The 22,769-nt window shown below is 66.4% G+C and carries 19 protein-coding genes; 14 read left to right on the plus strand and 5 right to left on the minus strand.

Translation table 11 applies throughout. The features are described from left to right. Positions 1–52: 52 nt before the first annotated feature. Positions 53–748: a class I SAM-dependent methyltransferase gene (locus AACH32_RS14845; protein WP_338601107.1), complete on the plus strand. Its 696-nt coding sequence runs from the start codon at positions 53–55 to the stop codon at positions 746–748. Continuing rightward, positions 745–1,317, plus strand: coding sequence for a class I SAM-dependent methyltransferase (locus AACH32_RS14850; protein ID WP_338601110.1), 573 nt, complete (start codon positions 745–747; stop codon positions 1,315–1,317). Before AACH32_RS14845 ends, AACH32_RS14850 begins: the two co-directional genes overlap by 4 nt. On the opposite strand, the gene zwf is transcribed toward AACH32_RS14850, so the two are convergent. From zwf to AACH32_RS14875, 5 genes are read right to left on the minus strand one after another with little or no spacing between them, the layout of a single operon-like run. Then, positions 1,314–2,870: a glucose-6-phosphate dehydrogenase gene (gene zwf, locus AACH32_RS14855; RefSeq protein ID WP_338601113.1), complete on the minus strand. Its 1,557-nt coding sequence runs from the start codon at positions 2,868–2,870 to the stop codon at positions 1,314–1,316. The two genes, AACH32_RS14850 and zwf, sit on opposite strands and share 4 nt — an antisense overlap. Then, positions 2,867–4,294 carry an NADP-dependent phosphogluconate dehydrogenase gene (gndA, locus tag AACH32_RS14860; protein WP_338601115.1) on the minus strand — a complete coding sequence of 476 codons (1,428 nt, stop codon included), beginning with the start codon at positions 4,292–4,294 and terminating at the stop codon, positions 2,867–2,869. The genes zwf and gndA overlap by 4 nt, the downstream gene beginning before the upstream one ends. An 18-nt stretch (positions 4,295–4,312) precedes the next feature. After that, positions 4,313–4,927, minus strand: a complete 615-nt coding sequence (locus AACH32_RS14865; protein ID WP_338601117.1) for an HAD family hydrolase — start codon at positions 4,925–4,927, stop codon at positions 4,313–4,315. Positions 4,928–4,936: 9 nt separating this feature from the next. Further along, on the minus strand, positions 4,937–7,000 hold the full coding sequence (gene tkt, locus AACH32_RS14870) for a transketolase (protein WP_338601119.1): 2,064 nt from the start codon (positions 6,998–7,000) through the stop codon (positions 4,937–4,939). 32 nt (positions 7,001–7,032) lie between these two features. Continuing rightward, complete coding sequence (locus AACH32_RS14875; protein WP_338601122.1) at positions 7,033–7,950, minus strand: UbiA family prenyltransferase; 918 nt, start codon at positions 7,948–7,950, stop codon at positions 7,033–7,035. Positions 7,951–8,415: 465 nt separating this feature from the next. Here AACH32_RS14875 and AACH32_RS14880 point away from each other — a divergent pair, with 465 nt between their 5' ends. Genes AACH32_RS14880 through AACH32_RS14935 form a run of 12 tightly spaced genes read left to right on the plus strand, consistent with a single transcriptional unit; the run spans position 8,416 to position 22,767 of the window. Further along, positions 8,416–8,823 carry an NADH-quinone oxidoreductase subunit A gene (locus AACH32_RS14880; protein ID WP_338601124.1) on the plus strand — a complete coding sequence of 136 codons (408 nt, stop codon included), beginning with the start codon at positions 8,416–8,418 and terminating at the stop codon, positions 8,821–8,823. Next, on the plus strand, positions 8,820–11,180 hold the full coding sequence (locus AACH32_RS14885) for an NADH-quinone oxidoreductase subunit B/C/D (RefSeq protein ID WP_434062358.1): 2,361 nt from the start codon (positions 8,820–8,822) through the stop codon (positions 11,178–11,180). Before AACH32_RS14880 ends, AACH32_RS14885 begins: the two co-directional genes overlap by 4 nt. A 10-nt stretch (positions 11,181–11,190) precedes the next feature. Beyond that, positions 11,191–11,712 (plus strand): NADH-quinone oxidoreductase subunit NuoE, encoded by a 522-nt coding sequence (gene nuoE, locus AACH32_RS14890; protein WP_338601128.1) that lies wholly within the window; start codon positions 11,191–11,193, stop codon positions 11,710–11,712. A 2-nt stretch (positions 11,713–11,714) separates the two neighbouring features. Next, a complete protein-coding gene (locus AACH32_RS14895) occupies positions 11,715–12,983 on the plus strand; it encodes a complex I 51 kDa subunit family protein (protein WP_338601130.1) in 1,269 nt (422 codons plus the stop codon). Between the two features lie 13 nt (positions 12,984–12,996). Then, on the plus strand, positions 12,997–15,495 hold the full coding sequence (gene nuoG / locus AACH32_RS14900; RefSeq protein WP_338601132.1) for an NADH-quinone oxidoreductase subunit NuoG: 2,499 nt from the start codon (positions 12,997–12,999) through the stop codon (positions 15,493–15,495). Then, a complete protein-coding gene (nuoH, locus tag AACH32_RS14905; protein WP_350341587.1) occupies positions 15,495–16,490 on the plus strand; it encodes an NADH-quinone oxidoreductase subunit NuoH in 996 nt (331 codons plus the stop codon). The genes nuoG and nuoH overlap by 1 nt, the downstream gene beginning before the upstream one ends. Beyond that, positions 16,487–17,068: an NADH-quinone oxidoreductase subunit NuoI gene (gene nuoI, locus AACH32_RS14910; protein WP_338601137.1), complete on the plus strand. Its 582-nt coding sequence runs from the start codon at positions 16,487–16,489 to the stop codon at positions 17,066–17,068. Before nuoH ends, nuoI begins: the two co-directional genes overlap by 4 nt. Before the next feature lie 7 nt (positions 17,069–17,075). Further along, entirely contained in the window at positions 17,076–17,597 is a 522-nt protein-coding gene (locus AACH32_RS14915; RefSeq protein ID WP_338601139.1) for an NADH-quinone oxidoreductase subunit J family protein, read from the plus strand. Beyond that, on the plus strand, positions 17,594–17,899 hold the full coding sequence (gene nuoK, locus AACH32_RS14920) for an NADH-quinone oxidoreductase subunit NuoK (protein WP_338601141.1): 306 nt from the start codon (positions 17,594–17,596) through the stop codon (positions 17,897–17,899). Before AACH32_RS14915 ends, nuoK begins: the two co-directional genes overlap by 4 nt. Before the next feature lies 1 nt (position 17,900). After that, positions 17,901–19,778 (plus strand): NADH-quinone oxidoreductase subunit L, encoded by a 1,878-nt coding sequence (nuoL, locus tag AACH32_RS14925; protein WP_338601143.1) that lies wholly within the window; start codon positions 17,901–17,903, stop codon positions 19,776–19,778. Positions 19,779–19,791: 13 nt separating this feature from the next. Further along, the gene (locus AACH32_RS14930; protein WP_338601145.1) at positions 19,792–21,300 is read left to right on the plus strand and encodes a complex I subunit 4 family protein; all 1,509 of its coding nucleotides are present in this window, start codon (positions 19,792–19,794) and stop codon (positions 21,298–21,300) included. Between the two features lie 24 nt (positions 21,301–21,324). Beyond that, positions 21,325–22,767 carry an NADH-quinone oxidoreductase subunit N gene (locus tag AACH32_RS14935; protein ID WP_338601147.1) on the plus strand — a complete coding sequence of 481 codons (1,443 nt, stop codon included), beginning with the start codon at positions 21,325–21,327 and terminating at the stop codon, positions 22,765–22,767. Positions 22,768–22,769 lie beyond the last annotated feature (2 nt).

Genomic DNA, 22,769 nt, shown 5'->3' on the forward strand with positions numbered 1-22,769 from the left:
CCTGCGGCTGACACCCGCCCGGGGGCCACTAAGCCCCGAGACTAAAACGGCCTTGGTCAAAGAGCACTTCGAGGCGGTGGCCAGGCATTACGACTTGGCCAACAACATCATGAGCCTGGGCCTGCACCGTCCCTGGAAAAAGCTCGCCGTGCAGATTCTGGACCCGCGGCCCGGCCAGCGCTTGGCCGATATATGCGGCGGCACGGCGGACCTGGCTCTGCTGGCCCAGCGCCACCGCGCTGCCCAAGGCCAGTCAGGCACGGCGGTGGTCTACGACCTGAACCGCACCATGCTGGAGTTGGGCCGGGCCAAGGCCCGGCGGTCCGCCCACGGCGGGGGCATCAGCTTTGTGCAGGGCGATGCCCAGAACCTGGCCCTGGCCGACGGCAGCGTGGACGAGGTAATGGTGGGCTTCGGGGTGCGCAACCTCGCGGACATGGCCCAGGGCTTCCGGGAGATGGCCCGGGTGCTCCGGCCTGGCGGCAGGCTGGTGTGCCTGGAGTTCTCCCAGCCTTCCGCCGCCTGGTTCGCCTGGCTTTACGACCTCTATTCCTGCCTTCTCATGCCCCTGGTGGGCCGGGTGTTCACCGGCTCCTGGAGCACCTATTCCTACCTGGCCGGCTCCATCCGGCGCTTCCCCGCTCCCGACGAGCTGGGCCGCGTCATCAGGGAGGCGGGTTTCTCCCGGGTTGGCTGGCGCCGCTTGAGCGGCGGCATCGCCACCATACATTGGGCGCGCAAGCCGTGAAGCTCAACCTGGCCGAACGCTGGATGGTCAACAGCCCGGTGCGCCTGGCCCTGCAGCGACGGGTGCTCGGCCAAATGCTGGCCATGGCCCGCCCGGCGCCGGGGAGCGACGTCTTGGAGATAGGCTGCGGCCGGGGAGAAGGCGGGCGGCTCCTGCGCGAGCACACCCGGCCCCGCCGCCTGCTGCTCATGGACATGGACCCGGCCATGGCCCGCCTGGCGCGGCTGCGGGGGGAGAACGTCCTGGTGGGGGACGCCGAGGCCCTGCCCCTAAAGAGCGCCAGTCTGGACGCGGTGTTCGGTTTCGGTTTCTTGCACCACGTGCCCGATTGGCGGGCGGCCCTGGGCGAGGTGGCCAGGGTGCTCAAGCCCGGCGGGGTCTACTTCCTGGAGGAGTTTTACCCCGCCACCTACCAAAATTTTCTTACGCGCCACATCCTGGCCCACCCCGCCCAGGACCGCTTTCACGGCCTGGATTTGCATGACGGCTTGGAGCGGGCCGGCCTCGGCCTCCTGGCCTGCCGCGAGCACTCCTGGTGGGGCATCGTGGGTGCCGCCCGCAAGGGTTAGCTGTCGTCCACGGAGTGCACCCGGCACATGGCGATGTCCTCCTGGCACTGCAAGATGGTGGGCAGGGTCCAGGTGCGGCCGTCCTTGGCGATGAGCACCTCAGCCTGCTCGGGCCCCCAGGTCCCGGCCTGGTAGTTGGGGAAATCGGTCGGGCGCTGCTCGGCCCAAACGTCAAGGATGGGCTGGATGACCCCCCAGGCGGCCTCGGCCTGGTCGGCCCGCATGAACAGGGTGGCATCGCCGTTCATGATGTCCAGCAGCAGGGTTTCGTAGGCGTCCACCGGCTCCTCGCGGAAGGCCTCCTTGTAGAAAAACTGCATCATTACCGGGGTCAGGTGGAGGGACGGGCCCGGCTGTTTGGACTCGAAGCGCAACAGAATGCCCTCCTCGGGCTGAATGGCGATGATCAGGCGATTGGGCTGGCGGTCCAGCAGTGCCCGGGCCGGGAAGGTCTGGTGCGGCACCGGGCGGAACTGGATCGACACCTCGGTGATGCGGTCGGAGAGCCGTTTGCCGGTGCGCAGGTAAAAAGGCACGCCTTGCCAGCGCCAGTTGTCCACGTAGAGCTTTACCGCCGCGTAGGTCTCGGTCAGCGACTCTGGGTCCACGTTGGGCTCCTGGCGGTAGCCCGGCACGTGCTCCCCCTGCAGCCAGCCTCCCCCGTATTGCCCTCGCACCGCGTATTCATGCACCTGGCTGGGGGGTATGTCGCGGATGGCGTGCAGCACGTCCACCTTCTTGTTGCGCACCTCGTTGTCGTCAAAGGTGATGGGCGCTTCCATGGCCACCAGGCAAAGTATCTGCAGCAGGTGGTTTTGGATCATGTCGCGCAGGGCGCCGGCCTTGTCGTAATAATGGCCCCGGTGCTCCACTCCCAGTTTCTCGGCCACGTTGATCTGCACGTGGTCGATGTAGTGGCGGTTCCAGATGGGCTCGAACATCGCGTTGGCCAGACGAAAGGCCAGGATGTTCTGCACCGTCTCCTTGCCCAGGAAATGGTCGATGCGAAAAATTTGCTTCTCGTCGAAGAGCCGGCCCAACAGCCGGTTGAGCTCCCGCGCCGATTCCAGGTCGGAGCCGAAGGGCTTTTCCACCACGATGCGGGCGTGCTCCCGCCGCTGGTTGAGCCGCGCCTTGGCCAGGCCCTCGGTTATGGGCGCCATCATGGCCGGCGGCATGGCCAGGTAAAAGACCCGCTGGGCCTTGTCCCCCCAGTCCTTCTCGATCCTCTCCAGTTCGTCGCTCAAATCCTGGTAAGCCTGCTTCTGCTCCAGGTCGGCCTCCAGAAAATCCAGATGGCTCACGAAATTTTCCCAGGACTCCTTGCCGGGCTTGCCGTGGCGGGAGAACTGCTCCACCCCCTCGCGCAGGTGGTCCAGGTATTGGCTCTTTTTGGTATGCAGATGTCCTATGCCCATGATGCTGAACTTGTCCGGCAGCCAGCCGTCCCGGAACAAATCGTATATGGCGGGCACCAGCTTGCGCCAGGCCAGGTCTCCGGCGGCTCCGAAGATGGTGAAGATGGTGGGCTCGGGTCTTTCCTGCCTGCTCATACGCTGCCTCGTGATTGTTGCCATTGGTGATGGAAGACGCCTTCACGGTCCACCCGCTCAAAGGTGTGCCCCCCGAAAAAGTCGCGCTGCGCCTGCACCAGGTTGGTGGGCAGGTGCTCGGAGCGCATGGCGTCCAGATAGGCCAGCGAGGCCATGAGGCCGGGCGCCGGGATGCCGGAGGCGGCCGCCAGGCTCACCACCTCGCGCAGGGCCGGCGCGCCGCTTCGCACCTGCTCGCCCAGCTCGTGGTCCAGCAAAAGGCAGGGCAAGTCTGGCCGATCCTGGTAGGCCAGCCGCAGGCGCTCCAGGAGCTTGGCCCTGATGATGCAGCCGCCCCGCCAGATGCGGCAGACCTCCTCCAGCTTGAGGCCGTATTCGTATTTCCGCGAAGCGCCGGCCAAAAGGGCCATGCCCTGGCTAAAGGTCAGGATGAGGCCGGTGTAAAGGGCGCTTTCCAGCAGCGAGCTCAAGCGCTCCGGTTCGATCTGCACAGGCTCCGAGCGGCCAAGGCGCTCTTCCAGTTGCTGTCGCAGTTGGCCGTGCACCGACAGGTTGCGCATGCTCACCGCGCCGTCGATGGTGGGCGTGGGCTCCTGCAGCTCCATGGCGTCCTGGGAGGTCCACTTGCCGGTGCCCTTTTGCTTGGCCTGGTCCAGAATCATGTCCACCAAGAAGTGATCCGACTGGGGGTCCTTGACCTCGAAGATGCGGGCGGTGATCTCCAGCAGGTAGGATCCCAGCTCACCCTGGCTCCAGCCCCGGTAAATGGGCGCCAGTTGCTCGGGCCCCAGGCCGGCTCCCCGGTGCAGTAGATCGTAGGTCTCGGCGATCATCTCCATGAAGGCGTACTCGATGCCGTTGTGCACCATCTTTACGTAGTGCCCGGCCGAGCCGCTTCCCAGAAAAGTTACGCAGGGCTCGCCGTCCACTTGGGCCGCCGCCTTCTCCAAGATGTAGTGCACCCGGTCGTAGGCCTGCTTGTGGCCGCCGGGCATCAGGCTGGGGCCGTGGCGGGCCCCCTCTTCGCCGCCCGAGATGCCCATGCCCAAGTAACCCAAGTCCAGCTTCTCCACCTTGGCGGCGCGCCAGTCGGTGTCGCTGAAATGGGAATTTCCGCCGTCGATGATCAAATCGCTCTCTCCCAACAAGGGCGTCAGCTCGTCGATCACCGCGTCCACCGCCTTGCCGGCCGAGACGATGAGCAGCACCGAGCGCGGCGGCTCCAGCAGGTCCACGAACTCTCGCAAGGTGCGGCCGGCCTGGATGGAGCGGCCGCCCGCTTCGTGGCTCATGAACTCATCGGTCTTTTCCGTAGTGCGGTTGTAGACCCCCACGGTGAAGCCCTTGTCCGCCAGGTTGAGCACCAGGTTCCGGCCCATGTTGCCCAGGCCGATCACCCCTATGTCGCATTTGGGATCACTCATGTTTTCCGTCCCGCCTCATTATTCCAGCCCCAGCTCGGCCAGCCGGTCTCGGGTGGATTCGTAACCAATATGGTGGAGCCCGTTGATGCCCAGGGTTTCGGCGACCTGCACGAACATCAGGCGGTCGTCTATGTAGATCGATTCCTCGGCCTTGCTCTGCACCCCGTCCAGGGCCAGGCGATACATGTCCTCGTCCGGCTTGCGATAGTGCACAAAACAGGAGCTGACGAAAAAGTCGAAGATCTCGTGCAGGCGAAAAGTGGCGATGCGATGCTCGGTCAGCTCGCGCCCCTCGTTGCTCACCGCCACCACGTGCAGGCCGTGGCGCTTTTTAAGGCCGCGCACCAAGTCCAGCATGTCCTGCTTGGCCTGGCTTTGGGCATACATGAACTGCTTGAACTCCTCGCGCGCGAAAGAGCGTTCCTGATGAAACACCACCCGGTCCAGGTATTGGTCCAGGGTCAGCTTGCCCTCCTCGTAGGTGTCAAAGGTGAGGTGGTGCCGCTCGTCCATGTCCTCGTGATCGAGCCCATACTTTTCGGCGGCCTTGCGGCGGCTGTGCCGATCCCAACCGTTGGTCAGCACCACGCCCCCTATGTCCAAAAGCAGGGTATCTATGCGCGGCTCGGGCATATCACCTCCTCATTTAGCGGATTGTTTGGTCCGCCCCACCAAATCCAGCGCCTTGCGGCACACGTTGTCCAGGCTGAAGCCGTAGTGGGCCATCACCTCCCCGCCGGGAGCCGAGGCTCCGAAGGTGTCCACGCTCACCGTGTCCACCAGGGGATCGGGCCGCAGGTAAGGCTGCCAACCCAGGCTCACCCCGGCCTCGAGGATGAGAAGCGGCAGCCCCTCGGGCAACACCTGGCGACGGTACTCCTCGGGTTGCTGGCGGAACAGATGCCAGGCCGGCAGGCTCACCACCCTGGCGGCCACGCCCTGCTCGGCCAGCTGGGCCCGGGCGGCCAGGGCCAGGGACACCTCCGAGCCGGTGGCCACCAGGGCCAGGGCCTCCGGGCCCTCGGCGGCCGGGCTGAGCACGTAGCCGCCCTTGGCCACGCCCGCGGCCAGGCTGGGATAGCGCCCCATGTCCAGGATGGGCAGCTTCTGCCGGCTCAGGACCAGAACCACCGGCCCGCCCTGGTGCTCCAGGGCCACGCGCCAGGCGGCGACGGTCTCGTTGGCGTCGGCCGGGCGCAGCAGGAGCACGCCCGGCACCGAACGCAAGCCCAGGAGCTGTTCCACCGGTTGGTGGGTGGGGCCGTCCTCGCCCAGGCCGATGCTGTCGTGGGTGAACACCAGGATGATCTTCAGCTCGCTCAAGGCGGCCAGGCGCAGGGAGGGCCGTAGATAGTCGCTGAAGATGAGGAAGGTGGCTCCATAGGGGATCAGGCCCTGGTGCAGGGCCATGCCGTTGAGCACCGCGGTCATGGCGTGCTCGCGCACCCCGAAGTGCAGGTTGCGCCCGGCCGGGCTGTCCGGCTGGAAGGCTCCCCCTTCGCTGACCAGGGTGTTGGTGCTGGGGGCCAGATCGGCCGAGCCGCCCATCAGCTCGGGCACGTGCGGCGCCAGGGCGTTGATGACCTTGCCGCTGGCCTTGCGGGTGGCCAGGGGGCCGTCTTCCGGCTGGAACACCGGCAGGTCGCGATCCCAGCCCTGGGCCAATTCCCCCCGCTGGGTCCGCCGGAACTCGGCGGCCAGGTCGGGAAACTCCTTCTCGTAGGCGGCAAAGGCCTCTTCCCACTGCTTTTGCCAAGCCTCCCCGCGCCCCACGGCCCGTCCCATGTACTCGCGCACCTCGTCGGGGATCAGGAAAGCGGGCTCCAGGGGCCAGCCAAGGTTGCGCTTGGTCAGCTCCACTTCCTCCGGCCCCAGGGGCGAGCCGTGGGCATCGGGAGAATCCTGCTTGTGGGGGCTGCCAAAGCCGATGTGGGTGCGCACGTGAATGAAGGAGGGCCTTTCGCCGTCCTCCCTGGCGGCCTGCAGGGCGGCGGCCACGGCCTGCACGTTGTTGCCCTCGGGCACGCCCAGCACCTGCCAGCCGTAGGCCTCGAAGCGGGCGGCGCGGTCCTCGGTAAAGGCTATGGCCGTGTCGCCCTCGATGGAGATGTGGTTGTCGTCGTACATGACGATGAGTTTGCCCAGCTTCAGATGCCCGGCCAGGGAGGCGGCCTCGCTGGCCACCCCCTCCATGAGGTCGCCGTCGCTGGCGTCCACGTAGGTGAAGTGCTCCACCACCGTATGCCCCGGCCGGTTGAAGCGCGCGGCCAGGGCCCTTTCGGCCAGGGCCATGCCCACCGCGTTGCTAATGCCCTGGCCCAGCGGTCCGGTGGTGGCCTCCACTCCCGGGGTGTGGGGGTGTTCCGGGTGGCCGGGAGTCAGGCTGTGCCACTGGCGGAAGTTCTCGATCTGCTCCAGGGGCAGGTCGTAGCCGGTCAGGTGCAGCAGGGCGTAAAGCAGCATGGAACCGTGCCCGGCCGAAAGCACGTAGCGGTCACGGTTGGGCCAGGCGGGGTCGCGGGGGTTGAAGCGCAGAAAACGGTCCCACAGGGTGAAGGTCTTGGCCGCGCTGCCCATGGGCATGCCCGGGTGGCCCGAGTTGGCCTTTTGCACCGCGTCCACCGCCAAAAAGCGGATGGTGTTGATACAGCTCTGGTCCAGCTCCGAGGCGGGCCGGAGAAAATCGTCTTGATTGTTGCTAGCCATGGATAGCCTTGTTCTCTAGAGTTTGGTGAAGATCAATAGCCCGGCGCGCCCAACACGAGGCTGAGCAGAACCAGGGTGAGCATGGCCAGGGGATAACAGCTGGCCCGGTTGAACAGGCGCGTCGCCTGGATGCCGGCCTTGTCGCGCCACAGATTCCAGGCCGGAACCAAGAGAAAATACAGACCCGCCACCCAGGCGGCGATGGCCACCCCCCAGGGAACGTACAGCGGGGCCACGGCCAGGACCACCAGGCTCAAGATAACCGTGAGGCTCAGGCTGAGGAAGACTATGCCCCCGGCCCGGTGCAGCCCGTAAACCACCGGCATGGTCCGGGCGCCGGAGTTGTGGTCTTCCTGCAGGTCGTGCCAGTCGGCGGGGAGGTTCTGCCCGCCGATCTCCCAACAAAAAAGCCAGGCCCATAACAAAAATAAAAACCAGGGCGAGGGGTTGGGGTCCACCGCGAACACCGCGGCCATGCCTCCGGTGGTTTTCACTATCCCGCTGACCAGGGTGCGCAAGTGGCTGATCCTGAGCAGCAGGCAGTAAATCACCTCCAGGCCGGCCCCGGCCAAAAAGAGCGCCAGGCAAACCGGGTTGAGCAGATAGGCTCCCACCATGGCCACGGCCGACCACAACAGGAACCAGATAAGGGCGGCGGGCAGGCTGAGCAGGCCCTGGGCCACGGGATGGTGCACCACCACCGCGTCCAAGTAACCTCCCTGCTTTTCGTCTTGGCGTTCGTCGGCCGCCATCTGGGCCTTGTCGTTGGCCACGTCCACCAGATCGTTGAGGGCATACACCGCGGTGTAACCGGCAAAGGCGGTGAGCAGGCCCAACAAGGTGGTGGCCAGCGGAGGGAAGGCTCCCAGCCACAGCAAGGCGGCCACGGCCGGGGTGGCCAGATCCAAAATCCCGTGAGGGGTGCGCGACAGGGCAAAAAACAGGCCCAACCACCGATACCAGGCGGCAATGTTGCGAGCGCCGGTTATCCTCACGTTGTCCGTGGAAATAAGACCACCCCCAGACGTGGAAGAAGGCTGGATCAAATGGGGAACGACCCAAGGCGGGCCCAAACCCCCATTGCTGACCTTATTATAAGGACTGAACCAGGCCCGGATGCAAGCAACCCGGCTCATCCCTCCTGAATATCTTGATGCTTTTAGATAGTTGGCTGGAGCGGCCCCAGGTTTTCGGCCGTTGCCCCTCATGCGCCGCCGGGCTTGGCCGACGGTATCGGGACGCTTCCCGTCCTCGTTCGCCGTCGTGTGGCTCGGTCCAATTTTTCCAACGACAGCCACATGTTGCGTGTCACGGGTGCTCCATTGGCGGCTTCCCTAACCGGCAAAGTTGACAACCACCCAACCAAAGCGCCTACACTAAGTACAAACCTTCCATGGGGAAATGGCGATACGAAATTGGACCCGGCTGTATTCAAACCTTGGGAAATGGAGCTTTTGGGCTGGCTCATCTATGTGGGGATGGTGCTGGGCCTGCTGGCTGCCTTTTTGTTCATGGCCTGGTGGCTGGGCGAAAAACGCCAGGCCAGGGACAAGGACATGCCCTATGAATGCGGCATCGTGCCCACCGGCTCGGCCCGCTTCGCCTTCCCCGCGGTGTTCTATCTAGTCGCGGTGTTCTTCCTGGTGTTCGACATAGAGGGCGTGTTCATCTTCACCTGGGCGGTGGCGGCCAAGGACCTGGGCTTTCTCGGCTGGTTGCGGATGAGCTTGTTCATCTTCGTGTTGCTCTTGAGTTTGTTCTACATCTGGTCCAAAGGAGGTTTGACTTGGGGAAGACGATCCCCCGGCAACCCCGCGGACTGACCAATCTGGCCCTGGGGGGGATGGACGCGGTAATCAACTGGGCCCGCAGCTACAGCCTGTGGCCCCTGTTCTTCGGGCTTAGCTGCTGTTTCGTGGAGGAGGCAACCGCCTTCACCTCCCGTTACGACCTGTCCCGCTTCGGCGCCGAGGTCTTTCGCGGCTCGCCGCGCCAGGCGGACCTGCTCATCGTTTCGGGCACCATCTTCAAAAAAATCGCTCCGGTGGTGCTTCGGCTCTACAACCAGATGCCCGAGCCCAAGTGGGTCATCTCCATGGGCTCCTGCTGCAATTCCGGCGGCATGTACGACGTCTACAGCGTGGTGCAGGGCCTGGACCAGATCCTGCCGGTGGACGTGTACATACCCGGCTGCCCTCCCCGGCCCGAAGCGGTTCTGGAAGGCCTGGTGCTCTTGCAGGAAAAGATCAAGCTGGAGCGCCCCACCCGCCGGATTTTGCATCTCGCCGGAGGAAGCCAGGGGGGCCGCCGGGACCACCTGCGCCTGGGTGTGGACAAGGACCGCGATCCCCGAGGGCCGGGCTACCAGCAGGTGCCGGTGCGCGGCAGCTCGGTAAGCCCGCCCGGTTTTGAGGATAGCCGCGCCCGCAACATGTGGACCCCGCCGGCCCCAACCGTGGAGTTCACCCCGGTGGACCGCTCCCTCATCGGTCAGTTGCACCAGCGCTTTGGCGATGAGGTGCGTGTGCAGGCCGCCAGCAACGACCACCTCACGGTGCACGCGGATTCGGCCCAGGTGCCCGAGGTGATGAGGTTCCTGAAGGAGCAGAGCGAGCCCCGGCATCAGCGCCTGGAGGACCTCACCGCCATCGATGAATCGGCCCGCCGGGCGGCCCAGGACCGCGCCGGCTACAGCCTGGTCTACCAGGCGATGTCCTTTGACAACGCCAGCCGGGTGCGGGTCAAGGCCCTGGTGGATGCCCGCCGCCCCCAGGCGCCGAGCCTCACGGACCTTTGGCCCTCGGCCAACTGGTACGAGCGCGAGACCTACGACCTGTTCGGCATAGAGTTCGAGGGCCACCCGGACCTCAGGCGCATTCTGCTGCCCCACGACTGGGAGGGACACCCCCTGCGCAAGGGCTACGAGGGGCGGGCCACCCGGATGCCGCCCTACACCCAGACCGACGCCCTGAACCGCCAGCCCCTGGACGGCGGCGCCCTGGTGGACTCCCGGGGCGGCGAGCTGATGGTGCTTAACGTGGGGCCCCACCACTACAGCACCCACGGCCTCCTCAGGGTGGTGGTGGCCCTGGACGGCGAGACCATCGAGGACATAGCCCTGGACATAGGCTTTCACCACCGGGGGGTGGAGAAGATGGGCGAACGCCAGTCCTGGCACCAGTTCATCCCCTACACCGACCGGGTGGACTACCTGTCCGGCGCGGGCAACAACCTGGCCTATCTGTGCGCGGTGGAGGCCCTGGCCGGCATCGAGGTGCCCCCACGGGCCCAGTTCATCCGGGTGATGCTCACCGAGCTTTACCGCATCAGCAACCACCTGGTCTATTACGGCACCTTTGTGCAGGACCTGGGGGCCATGAGCCCCATCTTCTATCAGTTCCGGGAACGCGAAATGATCATGGACATCGCGGAGCTGATCACCGGGGGACGCCTGCACCCCTCCTGGTTCCGGCTGGGCGGGGTGGCCATGGACCTGCCCGACGGCTGGCGCGAGGCGGTGAAGCGTTTCGTCGAGGTATTCGAAGAACGCCTGGAAGAATACGAGAAGCTGGTGCGCCAAAACCCAATCTTCCGCAAACGGACCGAAGGGGTGGGCGTGCTGGGGTTGAACCAGGCGATCGAATGGGGCGTGAGCGGGCCCAGCCTGCGGGCCTGCGGCCTGGAATGGGACCTGCGCAAGAAAATGCCCTATGCGGGCTATGACAAGTTTTACTTCGAGGTGCCCACCGCCACGGGCGGCGACTGCTTCGCGCGCTACCTGGTGCGGGTGGCCGAGATGCGTCAAAGCCTGGAGATCGTCAAGCAGGCCATGGAGGGCATGCCCCAGGGGCGCTACCTGAGCGACGACTACCGCTATCACCTGCCCGAGAAAAAGGACACCCTCCAGGACATCGAGAGCCTGATCCACCATTTCATCAACGCCACCCGCGGCCCCAGGATTCCCCAGGGCGAGTTCTACCACGCCGTGGAGACCCCCCGGGGCGAGCAGGGCTACTACGTGGTCAGCGACGGAGGCAATGCGGCTTACCGGCTGCGCATCCGGGCCCCCGGCTTTGCCAACATGCAGGTCTTGCCCGGCATATGCCGGGGACTCACCCTGCCCGACCTGGTGGCGGTGCTGGGCTCGTGGGACTTCATCCTGCCGGACATCGATCGCTAGGGTACTTAGCATGCTGCCTGCGAAGCTGAAAAAGACGCTCAAGAGGGACATCAAGCAAAGCGGCCACCCCCGCGAAAAGGCCGTGGACGTAATGTACGCCGTGCAAAGCCACTACGGCTATCTCTCCGACGAGGGCCTGGCCGAGGCGGCCGAGCTGTTGGGCATGAGCGAGCTGGAGTTGGAGGAGCTGGCCACCTTTTACGACTACATCTACCGCCGCCCGGTGGGCAAGTACGTGCTGCACGTTTGCGACGGGGTGGTGTGCTGGATGTGCCACGAGGGCTGGGAGTGCGTGGGCGAGGAGGAGAGCATCGTCACCTACCTGTGCGCCCGCCTGGGGGTGGAGGTGGGCGAGACCACCCCGGACGGCTTGTTCACCGTGCTGCCTTCCGCCTGCATCGGCTATTGCGAAAACGCCCCGGCCATGCTGGTCAACGGCAAGCCCTACGGCCCGCTGACTCCGGCCTCGCTGGACGAGGTGCTGGAAGAGTTGAGGAATCAGCCGCCCGAGGAAATGGTAGTGGACCGCTGATCGTGAGCGAGCAAGTTCTACTGCAAAATCGCCGGCCCGACCGGCCCGCCACCCTGGAGGAATACCGGGCCTCCGGTGGTTACGAGGCCCTGGCCAAGGTGCTGGGCAAGGCCAAGCCCCGCGATCTGACCAAGATGGTGCTGGACTCCGGCCTCAAGGGCCGGGGGGGCGCGGGCTTCCCCACGGGCCGCAAGTGGAGCTTTTTGCGGGAGGACGCTCCGCATCCGCGCTATGTGATCCCCAACACCGACGAGATGGAGCCAGGCACCTTCAAGGACCGCATCCTTGTGGGGGCGGACCCGCACCAGATCATCGAGGGGACCATCTTGGCGGGCTACGCCAACCAGGCCCAACGGGCGGTCATCTTCATCCGCCCCTCCTACGAGCTGGAGGCGGAGATATTGGAGGGCGAGTTCGCCAAGCTGCGCGAAGCCAACCTGCTGGGGACCGACATCCTGGGCAGCGGCTTCGACTTTGACATCACCCTGCACCGCAGCGCCGGGCGCTACATCTGCGGCGAAGCCTCGGCCCAGGTAAAGGCCATCCAGGGCGAGCGGCCCCGCCCGGACAAGGAAAGCCACATGACCGATAGCGGTCTCTGGGGCCGGCCCACCATCGTCAACAACGTGGAGACCCTGGCCTGCCTGCCCCACATCTTGCGCCACGGGGCGGAGTGGTTCAAGGGCCTGGCCCTGACCCCCGGCGGCGACGGCACCAAGCTTTTCGGGGTGAGCGGCATGGTGAACAAGCCCGACTGCTACGAAACGCCCATGGGCACGCCGCTGAGGGAGATCATCTTCGAGCACGCCGGGGGCATGAAAGGCGGCCGCGAGTTCAAGGCCTGCCTCACCGGCGGGGCTTCCACCAAACTCTTGCCCGCCCAGCATTTGGACGTGGCCATGGATTTCGAGTCGTTGGCCAAGATAGGCCACCGCCTGGGCACCGGAGCCATCATCGTCTTCGACCAGGGGGCCTGCCTGGTTTCGGCCTGCCTGAACCTGCTCACCTTCTTTGCCCGGGAGTCCTGCGGCTGGTGCACGCCCTGCCGGGAAGGGCTGCCCTACATGCGCCATCTGCTGCTCAGGATCGAGCTGGGCGACGCCGACGAGGGCTGCGTAAAAAGGCTGCGGGAGATGGCCCACTACATAGACCATTCCTACTGCGCCTTTGCCCCCGGGGCCGCCGCCCCGGTACTGGGCTTGCTGGAATATTTCGAGGACGAAGTGCTGGAGCATATTTCCCAGGGTTGTTGCCCCTACAAGGGCGTTTGAGGTTATTGCCATAATGCCGCGCTTGACCATAGACCACCGCGCCATCGAGGTTCCCAAGGGAACCAAGGTGATCCAGGCAGCGGAGCAATTGGGGATTTACATCCCCCGCTTTTGCTTCCACGAGGCCCTGGGCGCGGTGGGGGCTTGCCGCATGTGCGCGGTGATGTTCCTGGACGGCCCGGTCAAGGGGCTGGAGATGAGCTGCATGACCGAGGCCAGGGAAGGCATGGTGGTTTCCACCGACCATCCCGAGGCCCAGGACTTCCGCCGTCAGGTCATCGAGTGGCTCATGCTCAACCACCCCCACGACTGCCCGGTGTGCGACGAGGGCGGCCAGTGCCTGCTGCAGGACATGACCGTGTCCAGCGGGCACGGCATAAGGCGCTACGAAGGCGACAAGCGCACCTTCCGGGACCAGGACCTGGGACCTTTCGTGTCTCACGAGATGAACCGCTGCATCCACTGCTGGCGCTGCCGCCGCTTTTACCAGGAGTATGCCGGCTACCGCGACCTGGGAGCCATGCAGATCGGCCGGCGCACCTATTTCGGCCGCCAGCGCAGCGGGCGTCTGGAGAGCCCCTTTGCGGGCAACATCGTGGACCTATGCCCCACCGGCGTGTACACCGACAAGCCCTCGCGCTTCCAGGGCCGCTACTGGGACTTTTCCCGCGCCGCCTCGGTGTGCCCCCATTGCTCCCTGGGCTGCGCCGTCACGGTGAACACCCGCTACCGCAAGGTGGTGCGCCTCGAGGCCCGAGAAAGCCCGGAGGTCAACGGCCACTTCATCTGCGACCGCGGCCGCTATGGCTATGCCTTTGCCAACCACTCCCAGCGCCCCCGCCAGGCTCTGGTGCAAAACCGGGAGGCCGAACTCCACCTGGCCTTGGCCGAGACGACCCGGCGCCTTGCGCAGATCACCCGGGAATACGGACCCGCCGCCGTGGCCGGCCTGGGTTCGACCCGCATGGGCCTGGAGGCCCAAATCGCCCTGCAACGGCTTTGCGCCGAGCAAGGATGGGCCGGAGCCCGCTTCTTTTCGGAGCCGGACCTGGCCGCGCGGGTGAGCGCCGCCGCCCAGGGCCTGACCCCGGAGCTGGCCGTGTCCCAGTCCGATCTGGCCAAGGCGGACTTCATCGCGGTGGTCGGGGTGGAGCCCCTGGGCGAGGCGCCCCTGCTGGCCCTGGCCCTGCGCCAGGCCTGGCGGGCCGGGGCCACGGTGGCCCTACTGGACCCCCGCCCCATGACCCTGCAACTGGAAGTCAAGCACCTGCCCTTGGCTCCGGGCGTTTTGGACAGCGCCTTGGCCTGGCTGGTCAAGCAAAGCTTTGGGGCCAAAAAGCGCCGGGCACTGCAAGAGGAGCATCCTCATCTCATGGGCCCGGACGATCATCTGGGCTTGAGCAAGAAAGAGCTGCGCGAGCTCAAGCGGATGGCGCGCGCCCTGGCCAAAAGCGAACGGCCGGTGCTGGTGTGCGGCACGGACCTGGTCTCCCAGGGCCTGCCGGGCCGCGCCGCCGGGTTGGCCGCCCTGCTGCGCGGGCAAGGCCAGGCGGCCGGCCTGTTCTACGTGTTTCCCGGCGCCAACGCCCTGGGCGCGGCCTTGGTCAACCCGGACGAGGCCGCTTCGGACAGTCTGCTGGAGTCCATGGAGCAGGGCGGGGTCAAGGCGCTCCTGGCGGTGGAGAGCGATCCGCTTTTCAATTGCTCCGACCGGGCCCGCATGACCCGCGCCCTGGAGAAGTTGCATCTGCTGGTGGTGCTGGATCACCTGCCCAGCGCGATCAAGGAGCTGGCCGACGTATTCATCCCCATCGCCAATCTGTACGAGAGCGCTGGCTTCAGCTTGGTCAACCAGGAGGGCCGCCTGCAACAGGCCCTGCCCGCCGGAGAGATGGGCACGCCTCTGGATCAGATCGCGGGCGGCGGTCATCCGCCCCGAGTCTACTCCCTGGAGGCGCCGGGAGGAGACCTGCTGACCTCGCACGAGATTCTGGATACAGCCGCCCGCGAGCTGCTTGGCGCCGATCCCGAGCCGCCCCGGCAGAATGGCTGGGAATGGCTGGCCGAAAAGCATTCGCCTCTGGCCCCGCTTTTCGCCCAGGGAAGGCCGGAGTTCGGCCGCCGCCTGTTGCCCGTGGCCAGCGGCGAGGGGTCCGTCTCGGCAGACCCCCTGCCCGCCTTGCCGGACGAGGATCAGTTGGAAATCCTGGTGAGCCCGGCTTTTGCGCCGGGAGAGGAGCTGGCCTCCTACTCCCAGTTGCTCAGCGAAACGGCGAGCCAAACACTGCTCTGGATACACGCGGACACCGCCAAGGCGCTGGGCCTGCAGGGACAGGCCCGGATCAGGCTGCGGCTGGGGCAAGGCGAGCTTGAACTGCCCCTGAGCACCACCATGGACATGCACCCGCGCGTCGCGGTGCTGGTCCCCGGCCCGGACCACGGCTGGCAGATGCTGCAAGGCCGCCGCCAGGTGATCGCGCTTGACCGGATCACGGCGGGAGGAGAGTCATGATGATTCCCTCCTGGCTGATCGACGTGGGCCTGCTGGTCATCAAGCTGGCCGTCTCCCTGGTGGGACTGTTGATGATCGCGGCCTATCTGGTGCTGGCCGAGCGCAAGCTGCTGGGCCGCATGCAGATACGCCTGGGGCCCAACCGGGCGGGCTGGCACGGCGCGCTGCAACCCATCGCCGACGTCGTCAAGATGATCACCAAAGAGGACGCGCGGCCGCGAGGGGCTGATCTTTTCCTGTACTGGTTCGCCCCGGCCGTCACCGCCCTCACCGCCTTCCTGATCGCGGCGGTGGTGCCGTTCGGCCCGGCGCTCAACATCTTCGGCCATCGTTTCGAGCCCATGGTGCTGGACCTCAACGTGGGGGTGCTCTACGCCCTGGCCTTTTCCTCCATCGGGGTGTACGGGGTGTCCCTGGGCGGCTGGGCCAGCAACTCCAAGTACAGCCTGCTGGGCGCGGTGAGGGCGGCGGCCCAGATGATCTCCTACGAGCTTCCCCTGGCCCTTTCCCTGGTGCCCGCGGTGATGCTGGCCGGCTCCCTGCGGCTCACCGACATCGTCGAGGCCCAGGCCGGGTTGCCCTTTATCCTGGTGCAACCGGTGGCCTTCGCCATTTTCCTAATCGCCGCCTTTGCCGAGGCCAAGCGCATCCCCTTCGACCTGCCCGAGGCCGAGAACGAGCTCATGGCCGGTTTTCACACCGAGTACAGCGGCATGCGCTTCGGCCTTTATTTCCTGGGCGAATACGTGAACATGATCGTGCTGGGCTCGCTGGTCACGGTGTTCTTCCTGGGGGGCTGGCACGGGCCCCTGCTGCCGCCGATGGTGTGGTTTTTGCTCAAGGTCTTCGCCCTGGTGTTCGTGATGATCTGGTCGCGGGGAACCCTGCCCCGCCTGCGCTGGGACCAACTGATGGGCTTCTGCTGGAAGGTGCTCACCCCCCTGGCCCTGGTGAACATCGTGGTCACCGCCGGAATCATGGTGCTGTTGTCATGAGCGATAAGCGCGCGCCAGAGCAGACGGGCCACGTCCGTCGGGAAACCACGGCGGGCCTGCGCCAGGCCTGGGGGCTGGTGCAGGGGTTCGCCATGACCCTGCGCCACGTTTTCCGCCGGCCCATCACCTTCCAGTACCCCGAGGAGAAGCGCACCCTGCCCGCGCGCACCCGGGCCCGCATCGTGCTAACCCGGGACCCGGACGGCCAGGAGCGATGCGTGGCCTGCTATCTGTGCTCCGCCGCCTGTCCGGTGGACTGCATCTCCATGCAAAGTGAGGAGCGCCCCGACGGGCGGCGCTGGGCCCGCTGGTTCAGGATCAACTTCGCCCGCTGCATCTTCTGCGGGCTGTGCGAGGAGGCCTGCCCCACCCTGGCCATCCAGCTCACCCCGGACTTCGAGATGGCCGAGCACGGCCTGCTCGATCTGGTGGCCGAAAAAGAGGATCTTTTGATCGATGGCGGGGGCAAGCATCCGGATTACAACTTCTACCGCCACGCCGGGGTGGCCGTGGCCGGTGACAAGGGCGAACACATCGGCGAAGACGAGCCGGTGGACGTCTTGAGCAATCATGTTTAGGAGCATGATGAGCATACCGGGCGCCATATTTTACGTTCTGGCCTTGCTGGTGCTGGTCGCCACCCTGCTGGCCGTGATCAGCCGCAATCTCATGCACGCGGTGGTGCATCTGGTCATCTCCTTCGTGGGCACCGCCATGCTGCTGTATCTGCTGGGCGCCCCCCTGCTGGCGGCCTTGGAGGTGATCATCTACGCCGGGGCCATCATGGTGCTGTTCGTCTTCATCGTGGTCACCCTGGCGGTTCCGGTAAGCGGCGGCGAGCGCTGGCGCTACGTGCGCCAATGGATACCGGCGGCCCTCCTGGGGCTGGCGCTGCTTATCATCATGGCCGCCCTCATCGCCAGCGACCCGGTGAGCGGCCAGGGGCTCAAGCTGGCCTCGGTGTCGCCCCGGGCCTTCGGAGGATTCATTTTCGAGAAATATTGGCTGGCGGTGGAAATCGTTTCGCTGCTGCTGTTCGTGGCCCTGGTGGGGGCGCTCTATCTGGGCCGCCACGCCTTTAGGAGCAAAAAGGGGGGCATATCATGATCGCGCCCCTGGGACATGTGCTGGCCCTGGCCGCCCTGTTGTTCATCCTGGGCGCCGCCTGCGTGGTGGCCCGGCGCAATTTGTTCATGATCATCATCGGGGTGGAGGTGATGCTCAACGCCGCCGGGCTGGCCCTGGTGGCCGGCTCCCTGCGCTGGCAAAACCTGGACGGCCAGGCCCTGGTGCTGTTCATCTTCGCCATAGCGGCCGCCGAGGTTTCCGTGGGCCTGGCCCTGGCGACTTACGCCTGGTCCCGGCGGGGCAGTCTGGACCCGGACGATTACCGGATGCTGGGGAACTAGCATGCGGGCGCTGATTCTCATAATGCTTCTGGCGCCGCTTAGCGGCGCGCTGCTCAACGCCCTGGCCGGCAGGGCGCTCTCCCGCAAGGGGGTGAGCCTGGCCGCCTGCGCGGCGGTGCTGGTCTCCCTGGGCGCGGCGGTGGCCGCCCTGGCGCTGCGCGGCGCGGCGGCGCACGACCTGACGCTGTTCGCCTGGATCAAGCTCTGCCCGCTCCACGCCGCCATGGACGTGCACTACGATTCCCTGGCCGCCCTCATGGCCCTGATGGTCACCTTCGTGGCCACCATCATCCACCTCTACTCCGCCAGCTTCATGCGCGACGACCCGGGCCTGGTGCGCTACTTCGTGTATCTGAACCTGTTCGTGTTCGCCATGCTGGTGGTCACTCTTTCCAACAGCCTGGTGTTCATGTACCTGGGCTGGGAGGGGGTGGGCTTTTGCTCCTACGCCCTCATCGGCTTCTGGTACGGTGAGGCGGCCAACGCCTCGGCCGGCCGCAAGGCCTTCCTTTTCACCCGGCTGGGCGACATCGCTTTCGGGGTGCTCCTGGCCCTGTGCCTGGCCTGGCTGGGAGAGCTGTCCATCACCGGGATAAACGCCCAGGCCGCCACCCTGGGCTCCGGCGCGGCTCTGGTCCTGGGCCTGCTGCTTTTCTGGGCGGCGGCCGGCAAATCGGCCCAACTGCCGCTAAGCGTGTGGCTGCCCGACGCCATGGCCGGGCCCTCGCCGGTGTCGGCCCTGATCCACGCCGCAACCATGGTCACCGCCGGCGTCTACCTGCTCATGCGCCTGTTCCCGGTGCTGGCCGCCTCGCCGCCGGTGCTGTGGCTCATCGCCGGGGTGGGGGCGCTCACCGCCCTGTGGGCCGCCCTGGCCGCCCTGGCCCAGCGCGACATCAAGCGGGTGCTGGCCTACTCCACCATCAGCCAGGTGGGTTACATGTTCCTGGCGGTGGGGGCCTCGGACATCGTGGCCGGCATGTTCCACCTGCTCTCCCACGCCTTTTTCAAGTCGCTGCTGTTCTTGGCCGCCGGGTGCGTTATCAAGGCCCTGAACGAGGAGCACAACATCTTCAAGATGGGCAACCTGCGCCGGTTGATGCCCGGCGTCGCGACCCTGTTCCTCATCGGCGCGCTGTGCCTCAGCGCCTTCCCCTTGCTGGGCGGCTACTTCTCCAAGGACCGCATCCTGCTGGCCGCCTTCGTGGCGCCGGGGCTGTCTTACAAGCTTTTTTGGGCCGCCGGGTTCTTGGCGGCCCTGCTCACCCCGCTCTACACCTTCCGCCTGTACTTCATCGCCTTTGGCGCGCGCGATGGCGGCCCCAGCGCCGACCAGGTGGGCAAGCTGCCGCGCCTGCTCACCTGGGTGCTGTGGCCCCTGGCCGCCCTGGCCCTGTTCGACGGGCTCTTGAACGTGCCCCTGGGGCCGGGCAAGCATTGGCTGGCCCGCTTCATGGCCTCGGTGCCCGGCGCGCGCCTGGAGGTGCCCGCCGCGAGTTCCGTCGAGGTGGGCATGGCCCTGGCCAGCGCCACCGGGGTGCTGGCCTCCCTGGCCCTGGCCTATTGGCTCTATCGCCGGGTGCAGGCAGAGCCGCCCGCGACCCCTTGGCGCGAAGCGCTGTTCAACGCCTTCTACCTGGATCGCCTGTACCAGATCGCCTTGGTACGGCCCTACCGGGCCACGGCGGAGTTCCTGTGGAAGCAGTTCGACGACGGCGGCCTGGACCTGGGCTTCATGACCCTGGGCCAGGGGCTAAGCATTTTCTCCCGGGGGATGGCCGCGTGGAGCAGCGGCCGTCTGTCGCTGTATTTGCTCATGATGTTGGTGGCCCTGGTTTCCGTGCTGGGAATCCTGGCCTGGACCTGGTTCGCCTGGTGAGGATGCATTAAACGTGTTTGCCGTACCGCTACTCAGCCTGCTGATCTTCCTCCCTCTGGGGGGAGGACTCTTGGCGTTGGCCTGCGGCGCGCGCGTCAGGGCGGCCAGGGGAACGGCCCTGGTGGTCTCCCTGGTGGAGCTGGGCCTGACCTCGGGCCTGCTGGCCTTGGCCGGATCGCCCCAGGCGGGACAAGGCGCCTGGCTGTTGAGCGAAAGCCGGGCCTGGCTGCCCGCCCTGGGCATCCAATACGCCCTGGGCCTGGACGGGGTGAGCCTGCTGCTGGTATTGCTGACCGCCCTGTTGCAGGTGCTGTGCGTGCTGGTCTCTTGGCGGCAGATCGACGAGCGGCCCGGTCTGTACTATCTCCTGCTGCTGCTCATGCAGACCGGAGTGAACGGGCTGTTCCTGGCTCAGGACCTGTTCCTGTTCTACCTGTTCTGGGAGCTGCAGCTCATCCCCATGTTCTTCCTGGTGGGCATGTGGGGCCACGAGCGGCGGGTGTTCGCCTCCTTCAAGCTGGTGCTGTTCACCCTGGCGGGCAGCCTGATGCTGCTGCTGGGCATCCTGGGCCTCTACGCGGCCCACGGCGCCCAGAGCGGGACCTACACCTTCTCGCTGGCGGCTCTGGCCGCCGCGCCCCCGGCGGCCAATATCCAAGGTTGGCTCATGGCGGCCATGCTCATCGGCTTCGCGGTCAAGGTGCCCTTGGTGCCCCTGCACACCTGGCTGCCCGAGGCCCACACCCAGGCCCCCACCGCGGGCAGCGTGCTCCTGGCCGGGGTGCTCCTCAAAACCGGGGCCTACGCCATCTTCCGGGTGGCCCTGCCGGTGCTGCCTTCGGCCGCCGCCCTGGCCGCGCCGGTGCTGGTGGGCCTGGCCCTGGCGGGTGTCTTCTACGCCGCCTGGATCGCCAGGGCCCAGCGGGATCTGAAACGCCTGGTGGCCTACTCCAGCATCACCCACTTGGGGTTGGTGGTGCTGGGCCTGGCCGCCTGGAACCTGATGAGCGTCAGCGGCGCGGTGTTGCAGATGATCAACCATGGGCTGTCCACTTCCGCTTTGTTCATCCTGGCGGGCCTGCTGCAACAGCGCCTGGACTCCCGCAGCCTGGAGGACATGGGCGGCCTGTGGACGGCCATGCCCCGCTTCAGCGCCTTTTTCCTGTTTTTCGCCATGGCCTCTTTGGGCCTGCCGGGGCTCAACAATTTCGTGGGCGAGCTTTTGGTGTTGTTGGGCACCTACCGCGCCTACCCGGCGGCGGCGGTGGCCGGTTTCGTGGGCCTGGCGGTGGGGGTGATGTACGTGCTCAAGATGGTGCAGGCCACCATCTTCGGCCCCGCCCAACCGGGCCCGCCCCCCCCGGACCTGAACGGCAGGGAAGCGCTCATCTTGGGGGTGCTGGCCGTGGCGGTGCTGTTCATCGGGCTGCATCCCGGCCCGGTGCTGGAGTTGATCGAGGGGCCGGTTAAGGCCTTGATGAGCCCGGGCCAGCAAGTGGCCCTGGCGATTTTCCAACCGTGATCAAGGGAGACGGGCGAACGAGACATGCTTGAAGGTTGGCCGGTCATAGCGCCCCACGCCATCTTGGCCCTGTGCGGCGGGCTCATCTTCTGCCTGGGTGCCTTTTGGCAGAGGCGGCCCTCCGGTTTGCTTTGGTGGCTGGCCCTGGCCGCCAGCCTGGCCGCGGGCTTGGCCGCCCTGGGCGGGCCGGTTTCGGCCACCTACCAGGGCATGCTGGACGTGGGCCTCTACGGCCGCCTGTTCACCGCGCTCATCGCCCTGGTGTGCCTGCTGGCCTTGCTGCTTCTCAAGCGCTACGCCGCCCTGCGGGGCTTCGCGGGCGAGGAGCTATATGGCTTGATGCTCCTGGCCGGTCTGGGCATGGCGCTCACCGCCGGAGCGGCGCACTGGCTGATCTTTTTCCTGGGCCTGGAGCTGCTGTCCATCTGCTTGTACATCCTCTTGGCCATGCGCAAGGGCAGCAGCGAGTCCACCGAGGCCGGGCTCAAGTATTTCATCCTGGGCGCGGTGGCCTCCGCGCTGGTGGTCTTCGGCATAGCCCTGATCTACGCGGCCGGCGGTAGCATGCTGATCGCTCCCAGCCTGGCCGCCGCCAGTGGTACCGGGCACGGCGCCCTGACCCTGCTGGGCCTGGGTCTGGTCCTGACCGGCCTGGCCTTCAAGCTCTCCCTGGCACCACTGCACGTGTGGACCCCGGACGTGTACCAGGGGGCTCCCGCGCCCATCACCGCCTTTTTGGCGGCCGGGTCCAAGGCTGCGGTGATGGCGGTGCTGGTGCGCCTGTGCGCCCTGATGCCGGGCAACCTGTGGACCTATTGGGTGCTGGCCCTGTGGGGGCTGGCCGCCCTCACCATGCTGGCCACCAACCTGAGCGCCCTGCGCGAGGAGCGGGTCAAACGCCTGCTGGCCTATTCCAGCGCCGCCCAGATGGGCTATCTGCTCATGGCCCTGGTGGGGGCGCGCTACGGCGGCCTGGTCTCCGCCCTGTTCTTTCTGTGCGCCTACGCCCTGATGGACCTGGGCGTCTTCGGCCTGGTGACGGTGCTCTCGCCCCACGATGGCGACCTCAACCGCCTGGATGAGCTGCGCGGCCTGTCCCGCCGCCATCCCTGGCTGGCCGCCTGCCTGGCGCTGTGTCTGCTCTCCCTGGCCGGGATGCCCCCCACCGGCGGCTTCGTGGGCAAGTTGTTTTTATTCACCTCCGTGCTCAAGGCCGGTTATCCGGTCCTGGCCCTGCTGGGCGCGCTGGCCGCGGCGATGGCCTTTTACTATTACTTCAAGCTGGTGGCGGTGATGTATATGGGCGAGCCGTCCGGCGAACCGGCCCCGTCCGGGCCAAAACCAGCCGCCGGAGCGGCCGAGGCGCTGGCCCTGGCCGTTATTGCGGTTGCCCTGCTGTGGCTGGGGGTCTTCCCGGCCTGGTTGCACGGCCTGGCCGGCGCGGCGGTGGCCACCCTGGGCGGCTAAGC

Origin of the sequence: Desulfoferula mesophila (genome assembly GCF_037076455.1) — a bacterium.
In the GTDB taxonomy this organism is placed as follows: domain Bacteria; phylum Desulfobacterota; class Desulfarculia; order Desulfarculales; family Desulfarculaceae; genus Desulfoferula; species Desulfoferula mesophila.

Coding starts and splice junctions, on each gene's coding strand:
- nuoG (WP_338601132.1), top strand. CDS start 12,997: ATGCCGCGCTTGACCATAGACCACCGCGCCATCGAGGTTCCCAAGGGA.
- AACH32_RS14915 (WP_338601139.1), top strand. CDS start 17,076: ATGAGCATACCGGGCGCCATATTTTACGTTCTGGCCTTGCTGGTGCTG.
- nuoE (WP_338601128.1), top strand. CDS start 11,191: ATGCTGCCTGCGAAGCTGAAAAAGACGCTCAAGAGGGACATCAAGCAA.
- nuoL (WP_338601143.1), top strand. CDS start 17,901: ATGCGGGCGCTGATTCTCATAATGCTTCTGGCGCCGCTTAGCGGCGCG.
- zwf (WP_338601113.1), bottom strand. CDS start 2,870: ATGAGCAGGCAGGAAAGACCCGAGCCCACCATCTTCACCATCTTCGGA.
- gndA (WP_338601115.1), bottom strand. CDS start 4,294: ATGAGTGATCCCAAATGCGACATAGGGGTGATCGGCCTGGGCAACATG.
- nuoH (WP_350341587.1), top strand. CDS start 15,495: ATGATTCCCTCCTGGCTGATCGACGTGGGCCTGCTGGTCATCAAGCTG.
- nuoK (WP_338601141.1), top strand. CDS start 17,594: ATGATCGCGCCCCTGGGACATGTGCTGGCCCTGGCCGCCCTGTTGTTC.
- nuoI (WP_338601137.1), top strand. CDS start 16,487: ATGAGCGATAAGCGCGCGCCAGAGCAGACGGGCCACGTCCGTCGGGAA.
- AACH32_RS14865 (WP_338601117.1), bottom strand. CDS start 4,927: ATGCCCGAGCCGCGCATAGATACCCTGCTTTTGGACATAGGGGGCGTG.
- tkt (WP_338601119.1), bottom strand. CDS start 7,000: ATGGCTAGCAACAATCAAGACGATTTTCTCCGGCCCGCCTCGGAGCTG.
- AACH32_RS14935 (WP_338601147.1), top strand. CDS start 21,325: ATGCTTGAAGGTTGGCCGGTCATAGCGCCCCACGCCATCTTGGCCCTG.